15 protein-coding genes are annotated in these 8,523 nt (G+C 72.9%); all 15 read left to right on the top strand.

The features are described from left to right. Window positions 1-746: hypothetical protein (locus GGD82_RS20440; protein ID WP_221240839.1), on the top strand; the 746-nt coding region annotated here is incomplete at its 5' end. Next, window positions 743-982: a hypothetical protein gene (locus tag GGD82_RS20435; RefSeq protein ID WP_170284509.1), complete on the top strand. Its 240-nt coding sequence runs from the start codon at window positions 743-745 to the stop codon at window positions 980-982. The genes GGD82_RS20440 and GGD82_RS20435, both read left to right, overlap by 4 nt. 7 nt (window positions 983-989) lie before the next feature. Next, window positions 990-1,151 carry a hypothetical protein gene (locus GGD82_RS20885; protein WP_211364860.1) on the top strand — a complete coding sequence of 54 codons (162 nt, stop codon included), beginning with the start codon at window positions 990-992 and terminating at the stop codon, window positions 1,149-1,151. Further along, window positions 1,148-1,594 carry a phage tail protein gene (locus GGD82_RS20425; RefSeq protein ID WP_150064285.1) on the top strand — a complete coding sequence of 149 codons (447 nt, stop codon included), beginning with the start codon at window positions 1,148-1,150 and terminating at the stop codon, window positions 1,592-1,594. Before GGD82_RS20885 ends, GGD82_RS20425 begins: the two co-directional genes overlap by 4 nt. After that, on the top strand, window positions 1,581-2,051 hold the full coding sequence (locus GGD82_RS20420; RefSeq protein ID WP_150064284.1) for a phage virion morphogenesis protein: 471 nt from the start codon (window positions 1,581-1,583) through the stop codon (window positions 2,049-2,051). The genes GGD82_RS20425 and GGD82_RS20420 overlap by 14 nt, the downstream gene beginning before the upstream one ends. 102 nt (window positions 2,052-2,153) lie before the next feature. Then, window positions 2,154-2,681 carry a phage baseplate assembly protein V gene (locus GGD82_RS20415; RefSeq protein WP_150064283.1) on the top strand — a complete coding sequence of 176 codons (528 nt, stop codon included), beginning with the start codon at window positions 2,154-2,156 and terminating at the stop codon, window positions 2,679-2,681. Between the two features lie 8 nt (window positions 2,682-2,689). Further along, on the top strand, window positions 2,690-2,983 hold the full coding sequence (locus tag GGD82_RS20410) for a PAAR domain-containing protein (RefSeq protein ID WP_150064282.1): 294 nt from the start codon (window positions 2,690-2,692) through the stop codon (window positions 2,981-2,983). A 9-nt stretch (window positions 2,984-2,992) separates the two neighbouring features. Continuing rightward, on the top strand, window positions 2,993-3,346 hold the full coding sequence (locus tag GGD82_RS20405) for a GPW/gp25 family protein (protein ID WP_150064281.1): 354 nt from the start codon (window positions 2,993-2,995) through the stop codon (window positions 3,344-3,346). Beyond that, complete coding sequence (locus GGD82_RS20400) at window positions 3,343-4,437, top strand: baseplate assembly protein (protein WP_150064280.1); 1,095 nt, start codon at window positions 3,343-3,345, stop codon at window positions 4,435-4,437. Before GGD82_RS20405 ends, GGD82_RS20400 begins: the two co-directional genes overlap by 4 nt. Beyond that, window positions 4,430-5,065 carry a phage tail protein I gene (locus GGD82_RS20395; RefSeq protein ID WP_150064279.1) on the top strand — a complete coding sequence of 212 codons (636 nt, stop codon included), beginning with the start codon at window positions 4,430-4,432 and terminating at the stop codon, window positions 5,063-5,065. Before GGD82_RS20400 ends, GGD82_RS20395 begins: the two co-directional genes overlap by 8 nt. A gap of 2 nt (window positions 5,066-5,067) precedes the next feature. Continuing rightward, a complete protein-coding gene (locus tag GGD82_RS20390; protein ID WP_150064278.1) occupies window positions 5,068-5,823 on the top strand; it encodes a phage tail protein in 756 nt (251 codons plus the stop codon). Next, window positions 5,823-6,143 carry a hypothetical protein gene (locus tag GGD82_RS20385; RefSeq protein WP_150064277.1) on the top strand — a complete coding sequence of 107 codons (321 nt, stop codon included), beginning with the start codon at window positions 5,823-5,825 and terminating at the stop codon, window positions 6,141-6,143. The genes GGD82_RS20390 and GGD82_RS20385 overlap by 1 nt, the downstream gene beginning before the upstream one ends. 2 nt (window positions 6,144-6,145) lie before the next feature. Further along, entirely contained in the window at window positions 6,146-7,123 is a 978-nt protein-coding gene (locus tag GGD82_RS20380; protein ID WP_184013338.1) for a glycine-rich domain-containing protein, read from the top strand. Window positions 7,124-7,126: 3 nt separating this feature from the next. Next, a complete protein-coding gene (locus GGD82_RS20375) occupies window positions 7,127-7,750 on the top strand; it encodes a DUF4376 domain-containing protein (protein ID WP_150064309.1) in 624 nt (207 codons plus the stop codon). A 3-nt stretch (window positions 7,751-7,753) separates the two neighbouring features. Next, window positions 7,754-8,523 (top strand): phage tail sheath subtilisin-like domain-containing protein (locus tag GGD82_RS20370; protein ID WP_184013337.1); only part of this gene is annotated, 770 nt, incomplete at its 3' end.

Here is an 8,523-nt window from a genome sequence, read left to right as displayed (position 1 = left end):
CCCAAACCATGACCGATCGTTCCGTCCCCCGGGGCATCCGCAACCACAACCCGGGCAACATCGAACGGGGTGCCCCCTGGCAGGGGCTGGCCGACTCGGCCGAGATGACGCCCGAACAGCGGGCGGAGCCCCGGTTCTGTGTGTTCCGCGCACCCAAGTGGGGCATCCGCGCCCTGGCCCGTGTCCTGATCACCTATCAGGACAAACACGGCCTGCGCACCGTGCGCGGCATGATCAGCCGGTGGGCGCCCCCGGCCGACACGAACAACACCGAGGCCTATATCCGCACGGTCTCCGACCGCCTCGGTGTGGCCCATGACACGGCGATCGACGTGCACACCTACGACGTCGCGCGCGCCCTGGTCGAGGCCATCATCCGACACGAGAACGGCCGGCAGCCCTACGACCGCGCGACGATCGACACGGGCCTGGCCCTGGCCGGGATCGAGCCCCCCGTCCTGATCACCGTCCGGCCGGCGCCGGCGCCCCCGGCCAAGCCGGCGCCGCGCACGCTGCGCCAGACCAGCACGGGCAAGACGGGTGCGGCGGGCCTTCTCGCCGCCGGCGGCACGGTGTTGACCGTAGCGGCCGAGAACGCGGACGCGGTCCTCGACGCGGCGACCAACCCGGCCGTGCGCGCGTTGGACACGGCGGCCCCCTGGATCGGCGGGGTTCTGGCCGCGCTCGCCACCGTGGCCATCCTGCTGTTGCTCGCCCGCAAGCACCGCCTGGAGACGGCCGGATGAGCGCGGTTCTGCGCGCGCTGTTGGGGCGCCTCGGTCGCGTCGTCCTCGCGGTCGGGGCCGCCCTGCTGGCCCTGATCTGGATCCGGCGCGACGCCGTCCAGGACGCCCGGCGCGACGCCCGCGCCCAAGCCCGAAAGGAAGCCGCCGATGCGCACGCCCGCATGCTGGACGCGGCGGGCGATCGCCCTCGCGACCGCGACACTCTGGCTCGCCGCCTGCGCGACGGCCGGTTCTGAGCCCGCCGTGGTGTGCCCTCCGCTGATCGCCTATGACGCCGCGACGTTGGCCGCCGCCGCCGAGGCCGTGGAGGCGCTGCCGGCGGACTCGCCCCTGATCCCGCTGTTGGCCGATTATGCCCAGGTGCGCGCCCAGATCCGCGCCTGTCATGGGGATGGTGCGTCATGAGAACGCTCACCGACCTGCGGGCCGACCTGCTGGCCGGGCCGTTCCGCATCACGCCCGACCGGCTGTTGACGGTGGCCGAGTCCGGCACCGTCCGGTCGGCGCGCGGGCCACGCAACGGTCACCTCGAACTCGCCTACAAAGCCGTCGTGATCGTCACCGACTGGACCGGCGATCCGCGCACCCTGTTGTGGTGGGTCACGGACTGGATCCAGCGTCACGCGCCGGCGGCCGCCCCCGACGCGGTGTCGTTCGTCTCCGACATCCTGGACCACACCCGCGCGGACCTCGAGCTGCGCATCGACCTGACGGAGACGGTGCGCGCGGTCCCCACGCCGGACGGCGTGGCGATCGACCGCGAGCCCGATCCCGACGCCCAGGCCCTCGACATGGCCGCGTTGTTCCCCGGCATTCCAGACGGAGGGGCGTCCGATGGCGGATCTTGAAGGCGCGCCCGGCCTCGACGCCTGGATGGAGCGGGCCTTGCGCGCGCTCGATGCCGGTGCGTTGCGGGGCGTGGTGCGCGATATCGCCGCCACGGCGCGCCGGCGGACACAGGCGCGCATGGCTACCCAGACCGCGCCGGACGGCACCCCCTGGGCGCCCCGCAGGGAGCAAGAGACGGATCACAACGGGGGCGGCCCCGTGCGGCGGCGCGCCGCCATGATGCGCGGGCTTCGCCGGGCGCGCCGTCTGCGCATCCTGGCCGCCGGTGATCGCGTCGCGATCGGCTGGCGGGGCCGCGACGGGCGCATCGCCGCGCTGCACCACCACGGCGGCCGCGACCACATCGTGGAGGGCCGCCCCGGTACCGCCGACTATCCCGCCCGCCCGCTGTTGGGCTGGACCCCCGAAGACATCGCCGCCGTGCGGCGTGCGCTCGTGTTGCATCTGACCTCCTGAGCCGTCCGCTTGCCGTCTTTCGGTCGGGTCTTTCGGTTGGAATGCGGGCATTCCAACCGGAGGGCCGTCGCGGGGCCGGGCCGGGGGCGGCATCGTGGCGGCATGGGCCGCGATCACGACATCGACACCGCCGATCTGCACCGCCGCGCCGGCAACATGCTGCGCGTGGGGACCGTCGCCGCCGTGGATCACGGCCGGGCGCGCGTGCGGGTGACCATCGCGGGGCGCGCCTCCGCATGGCTGCCCTGGCCGGCCGACGTGGGGCGGAACTTCATCGCGTGGCGGCCGCTGCGCCCCGGGCAACAGGTGCTGGTCGCCGCCCCCTCCGGCGATCCGGCTAACGCGGTCATCGTCCAGACGCTCTATTCCGGCGCCCTGCCGGCCCCCGACACCGACCCGGAGGCCGACGCCGTCCATTACGACGACGGCACCGTGCACCGCTACCACACCGGCGACCACGAACACCGGCTGGACCTGCGCGGGTCCAACGGCACCGCCCGCGTGCTGACCGGCACGGCCGAGACCGTGGTGGCCCCCGACCGGATCGAACTCCGGGTGGGGGCGTCTGAGATCGTCATCACCGCCGCCACCATCACGATCCGGGCCGGCCGGATCGATCTGAACCCATGAGGCCGCCCATGCCCGAAGCCGTCCGCCTGGGAGACACCTGCACCGGTCACGGCTGTTGGCCGGCGCGGGCCAACGTTGGCGCCAGCGGCGACGTGTTCGCCAACGGCCGAGGCGCGCACCGCGTGGGCGACCCTTGGGCCGCGCACACCTGCCTGAAGATCCCGGAGACGCACGCCAGCATCCAGGACACCGGCTCGCCCAATGTGTTCGTCAACGGCCGCCCCTGGGCGCGCGTGGGCGATGCCGTCGCCTGCGGCTCGTCGAACGCGACCGGATCCCCCGACGTCGTCGTGAACGGGTAGGGGGCCGCCATGGGTCTGTCCATCTCCCGCACGACCGGCGCCCGCCTGCCCGACGAGCTGGCCGACATCACCCAGTCGGTCCAGACCATCGTCACCACGCCCGTCGGCTCGCGCCTGCGCCGGCGCACGTTCGGGTCCCACGTCTTCGCCCTGATCGACGCGCCCGCCAACGCGGCCGGATCCCTCCGTCTGATCGCCGCCGCCGCCGATGCCGTCGAACGCTGGGAATCGCGCGTGCGCGTGTTGCGGGGCGCGGTGTCGCCCGGGTTCGACGGTCGCGCGACCCTGACCCTGGACCTGGCCCTGCGCCTGAACGGCGGTCCCCTGACCGTCGACGTGTCGTTGCTGGGAGCGTCCACATGAGCGGCGCGGTCATCGATCTGTCCGCCACGCCGCCGCCGGATGTGGTCGAGGCCCCGGACTACGAGGTCATCCTGGCCCGCATGCTGGCGGAGACCAAGGCCGCCCTGGCCGAGGTCCTGCCCGATTGGGACCCGACGAGCGAATCGGACAGCCTCGTGATCCAGATCCAACGCTGGGCCGAGGATCACCTGAACATGATCGTCCGCATCAACGACGCCGCGCGCGCCGTGCTGCTGGCGACCGCCATGGGCGCCGACCTGGACAACCTGGCCGCCCTGGTCAACACGGTGCGCCTGACCGTGGCGGAGGCCACGGACACCGACCCGGCCGTCCTGGAGACGGACGCGGCCTTGCGCGCCCGGGTGCAACTGGCCTGGGAAGGCCTGTCCACGGCTGGGCCGGTCGGGGCCTATCGCTATCACGCGCTTGCCGCTGATGGCCGGGTGCGGGATGCCGCCATCACCAGCCCGACGCCCGGCGACGTGGTGGTGACGATCCTCGGACACGAGGGCGACGGCACCGTGACGGAGCGGGAGATCGTCACCGACCGCCCGGTCACCTTTTCCGGCGACACGGCGACGCTTGAGGGCGCGGCGATCACCGGTCTGATTGTGACCGGCGCCGACGCCGGCACCGACTACCGGTTCGATCCGGAGACCCGCACCCTAACCCGCGTTCCCGGCGGGACGATCCCGGCCGGCGGCACGGTCGCGGTCAGCTACGAGCGCGCCGGCGTGCTGGCGATCGTGGCGGCCCGGCTGCGGGACGACGACGTGCGGCCCCTGACCGACCGCGTCACGGTGCAATCCGCGACCATCGTTCCCTACACCGTCAAGGCTCGGTTGTGGCTGTACGCCGGCCCGTCCGCCGCCCCGGTGCTGGGAACCGCCGTCCAGGCGCTGACCGACAGGGTCGCGGCGCTCCATGCCCTCGGACACGACGTCACCCGCTCCGCCCTGTTCGCGGCCCTGCACCAGCCGGGTGTGCAGCGGGTGGAGCTGATCGAACCCGCCGCCGACCTCGTCATCGGCCCGGGGGAGGCCGCGTGGTGCGTTGACATCGACGTGACCGTGGGAGGGCGGGATGTCTAGGTCTCTGCTTCCGCCCAACGCGACGGACATGGAACGCGCCCTTGAGACCGTGATCGCGTCCGCGCACGGCCGGCTCGCCCCGGAAGTCATCGCCACCCTGTGGACCCCCGCCACCTGTCCGGAGCCGCTGCTGCCCTGGCTGGCCTGGGCGTGTTCGGTGGATGAGTGGGACGACGCGTGGCCCGAAGTCACCCGCCGCCGCGTCATCGCCGACAGCTACAGCGTGCACGCGGTCAAAGGCACCGTGGGAGCGGTCAAGCGGGCGCTCGCGAGCCTGGGCTACGACACCCGGCTGGTCGAGTGGCCCGAAGATGATCCGCCGGCCGAGCCCTACACGTTCCGGGTTGAGGTGGACGTGATGGGCCATGCGGTCACCGCCCGGACCTATGCCGAGATCGAACGGACGGCGCGCGCGGCGAAGAACGTCCGCTCGCACCTGACCGGCGTTCGCGCCGTCGGGCGCGTGGATGCCGCCGTGTACGCCGGCGCCTTCGTCATCGGCGGCACGGGCGGCACCGTGCTGCCCTGGACCCCGCCCGAGATCACCGTGTCCGGCCCGTCCTATGCCGGGGCGGCCGTCACCATGGTCTCCACCCTCACCGTTCATCCCGCCCGGGAGGGCGCCTGACCATGGCCGACTACTACGGTCTTCTCACCGCCATCGGGGCCGCCAAGATCGCCAACGGGCTCGTCACCGGGCAGGCCGTCGAGCTGACCCATATGGCCGTGGGCGACGGCGGCGGGGCGCCCGTCACCCCGACGGAGGACCACACCGCCCTGGTGCACGAGATCTACCGGTCCACACCCGCCAGCATCCACCGCACCGACGCCGACGACGCGGTGCTGGAGGCCCTGTTGGTCATCCCGCCGCAAACGGGCGGCTGGTTTATCCGGGAGGTGGGCGCCTTCGACGCCGACGGGGATTTGATCCTGCTGGCGAACTGGCCGGAGACTTACAAGCCGGTGATCGCCGAGGGCGCCTCCAACGACATGGCCCTGAAGATCCAGGCCGTCGTGGGGTCGCCCGCGAACATCGAGTTGAAGATCGACGCCAGCCTGCAGTTCGCCACCCAGGCCTGGGTCCTGCAACAGCTCCCCGGCTACGCCACCACGGCAAAGGCCGGGCTGGTCGAGCTGGCGACCGACGCGGAGGCCCGCGCCGGCGCCGACGCGGACCGTGCCGTCACACCCGCCACCCTGTCGGCCCGCACCGCGACCACCACCCGCACCGGCTTGGTGGAGTTGGCGACCGTCACCGAGGCCCGCGCGGGCGAAGACGCCACCCGGGCCACCACACCGGCCGGCACGGCCGCGCATGTCTCCGCCCGGTTGGCGGCGGAGCACGCCGACCGCCGGGCCTTCACCTTCTTTATGGGACAGCTCTGATGGCATCCGGACGCCTGGGGGCGGCGGCGCCGCCCGCCGACACCCACACCACCGTTTACACCGTGCCCGCCGACACCGTGGCCACGCTCAACGTGGCCGTCGTCAATCGGGGCGACGACGCCGCGACCGTGCGCGTCGCGGTCACGGCGACCACCAACCCCGCCGATGCCGACTGGATCGAATACGACGCCGTGGTTCCGGCCGGCGGAGGCGTCCTGGAACGCACCGGCATTGTGGCCGGCCCGGGCGAGCGCGTCATCGTGCGCGACGACGCCGGCACCTGCACCTATCGCATTCACGGCTTTGAGGGGAGCGCCTGACCATGGGCCGATTTTTGAGCGAGAGCCGGGCAAGCCTGAGCCCGGACACCGTATGGGCCCTGTCGGCCGACGGCAAACCGGTCGGCGCCGGATACATCGGCCTGTTCGGGGCCGGCCGGTGGACCGTGTTCGTCGAGCCCGGGGAATACGAATGGACCGTCCCGACGGGGGTGACCCAGATCCGGGCGCGCGTCGTCGGAGGTGGCGGCGGCGGGTGCGGCGGAAACACGACACTCGAGTACACGGGAACCGGTGGCGCCGGTGGCGGCTATGCCCACGGCGTGTTCACCGTCACGCCCGGCCAGACCCTCATCATCACCGTGGCCGCCGGAGGCATCGGCGGTCGGGAGAATACCAACACTCTGCCGCGCGCCGGCGGGACGTCCTCGGTGGGCGCCCTGATCTCCGCCACGGGGGGCGATCCCGGGGTGTGGATCACCGGGTCCGAGACCCCGCCCACGGGCGGCATCGGCGTCGGGGGCGATGTCCAGGCAACGGGCGGCGGTGTGGCGCGAGGTGCGGGCGGCGGAGGTGGGGCCGGGTCCCAGCTCGGCGACGGCGGCATGGCGCGTGGTAGCGGCGGTGGTGGGGTCGTGCACGGGTCCTACGCCCAGGCTGGCGGGAGTGCCTATGGCCCCGGGACCACGCATCCCGGCCCCAATGTGTTGGGGGACGCGTTGTCCTCCGCCACCGACAACCCGCTGTCCCATCCGTTGCGGTTCCCGTTCGAGGCCTTCACCGGCCGGGGCGGCGGGGGCGGCACGGAGCAGGCGCACCGGAACGGCCAGAGCGGCGGCGGGGGCATTCGGGGCGGGGCCGGGGTGACTGGCAACGGGGGGCATGGCGGCGGCGGGGGCGCCGGTAATCCCTCCCCAGCTGGCGTCGGTGGAATTGGTGGCGGCGGCGGCGGCAACATCAAACCGGACAAATACGCCAAGGGCGGGGCCGGCGGCCCCGGCCTCGTCGTGCTGGAGTACTGAGCCATGACGACCTACGCCCGCATTCTGAACGGTATCGCCGTGGACGTGGTCACGGCCGATCCGGCAACCCTCTTTCATCCGCTGATCGCGGCGGAGTTCGTCACGGTCCCCGATGATGTGGTGCCCGGCGCCCTGCTGGACGGGGACGAATGGACGCCGCCGCCCCCGCCGCCGGATCCCGAACCGGAGCCGGAGCCCGCCACCCCGCTGGAACAGGCCCGCGCGGCCGTGCTTACGACGATCGAGGCCCGCAAGGCCGAGATCCTGGCCGCCGGATACCCGGTGAGGCAGGCCCGCGCGAGCCTGCATGTGGCCGTGCACGACGCCGGCCGCGCCGATCTGGGGGGCATGGCGATCACGGCCCTCGCGGCACACGCCGGCTCGGTCGCATGGCCCGCCGCCTATGCGCAGGGCTGGATCAGCACGGAGAACATCCGCATCCCGTTGCCCGACCCGGGCGACGGGCTCGCCCTCGCGGCCGGTGTCGGTGGCTGGTACGCGGCCGTCGTCCAGCACGCCCGCGACCTGAAGGACGCCGCCCTCGCGGCCGAGGACACGGCCGCTCTCGACGCCCTCGACCCAGACGCCGGATGGCCGACCGCCACCACGGCCGAACAGGAGACCTGACCCATGGCCACCGACTATCACCACGGCGTGCGCGTGGTCGAGCTGACCGACGTTGTCCGCCCGATCCGCACCGTCGAGACCGCCGTTATCGGGCTGGTCGCCACGGCCGACGACGCCGACGCCGCGACCTTTCCTGAGAACCGGCCCGCGCTCATCACCGACGTGCGCACCGCCGCCGGCAAGGCGGGCGAAGGCGGCACCCTGGCCCGGGTGCTGGACGCGATCGCCGATCAGGCGAACGCCTTGACCGTCGTGGTCCGCGTCCCCGAGGGCGCCACGGAGGCCGAGACCACCACCAACGTCATCGGGGGTGCGGGCGCGGACGGTCACAAGACCGGCCTGCACGCCCTGACGGCCGCGCAAGGCCAGCTTGGCGTGACGCCGCGCATTCTGGGGGCGCCCGGCCTGGATACCGACGCGGTCACGGCGGAGTTGGTCACCCTTGCGCAGGACCTGCGCGGCATGGCCTACGCGGGCTGCTACGGCTGCGACACCCCGTCCGAGGCCGTGCTGTACCGCGCCGGGTTCGGCGCGCGGGAACTCATGCTGATCTGGCCGGACTTCACCGCCTGGGATACGGCGACGTCCACCACGGCGACCGCCTGGGCAACGGCGCGCGCCCTGGGCCTGCGGGCGAAGATCGACGAAGACACCGGCTGGCACAAGACGCTGTCCAATGTGGCGGTCAACGGGGTCACGGGCCTGTCCCGGGACGTGTCGTGGAACCTGCAAAGCCCGGCCTCGGACGCGGGTGTGCTCAACGCCGGCGACGT

It is taken from the genome of Roseospira marina (assembly GCF_014197855.1).
Classification (GTDB): domain Bacteria; phylum Pseudomonadota; class Alphaproteobacteria; order Rhodospirillales; family Rhodospirillaceae; genus Rhodospira; species Rhodospira marina.
The sequence above is the reverse complement of the archived record's forward strand: the minus strand, read 5'-3'. Positions and strand labels throughout refer to the sequence as shown.

Bases quoted from the DNA above. Each gene is read 5' to 3' on its own strand.
- GGD82_RS20435 (WP_170284509.1), top strand. From the start codon at position 743: ATGAGCGCGGTTCTGCGCGCGCTGTTGGGGCGCCTCGGTCGCGTCGTC.
- GGD82_RS20425 (WP_150064285.1), top strand. From the start codon at position 1,148: ATGAGAACGCTCACCGACCTGCGGGCCGACCTGCTGGCCGGGCCGTTC.
- GGD82_RS20420 (WP_150064284.1), top strand. From the start codon at position 1,581: ATGGCGGATCTTGAAGGCGCGCCCGGCCTCGACGCCTGGATGGAGCGG.
- GGD82_RS20415 (WP_150064283.1), top strand. From the start codon at position 2,154: ATGGGCCGCGATCACGACATCGACACCGCCGATCTGCACCGCCGCGCC.
- GGD82_RS20410 (WP_150064282.1), top strand. From the start codon at position 2,690: ATGCCCGAAGCCGTCCGCCTGGGAGACACCTGCACCGGTCACGGCTGT.
- GGD82_RS20405 (WP_150064281.1), top strand. From the start codon at position 2,993: ATGGGTCTGTCCATCTCCCGCACGACCGGCGCCCGCCTGCCCGACGAG.
- GGD82_RS20400 (WP_150064280.1), top strand. From the start codon at position 3,343: ATGAGCGGCGCGGTCATCGATCTGTCCGCCACGCCGCCGCCGGATGTG.
- GGD82_RS20395 (WP_150064279.1), top strand. From the start codon at position 4,430: ATGTCTAGGTCTCTGCTTCCGCCCAACGCGACGGACATGGAACGCGCC.
- GGD82_RS20390 (WP_150064278.1), top strand. From the start codon at position 5,068: ATGGCCGACTACTACGGTCTTCTCACCGCCATCGGGGCCGCCAAGATC.
- GGD82_RS20385 (WP_150064277.1), top strand. From the start codon at position 5,823: ATGGCATCCGGACGCCTGGGGGCGGCGGCGCCGCCCGCCGACACCCAC.
- GGD82_RS20380 (WP_184013338.1), top strand. From the start codon at position 6,146: ATGGGCCGATTTTTGAGCGAGAGCCGGGCAAGCCTGAGCCCGGACACC.
- GGD82_RS20375 (WP_150064309.1), top strand. From the start codon at position 7,127: ATGACGACCTACGCCCGCATTCTGAACGGTATCGCCGTGGACGTGGTC.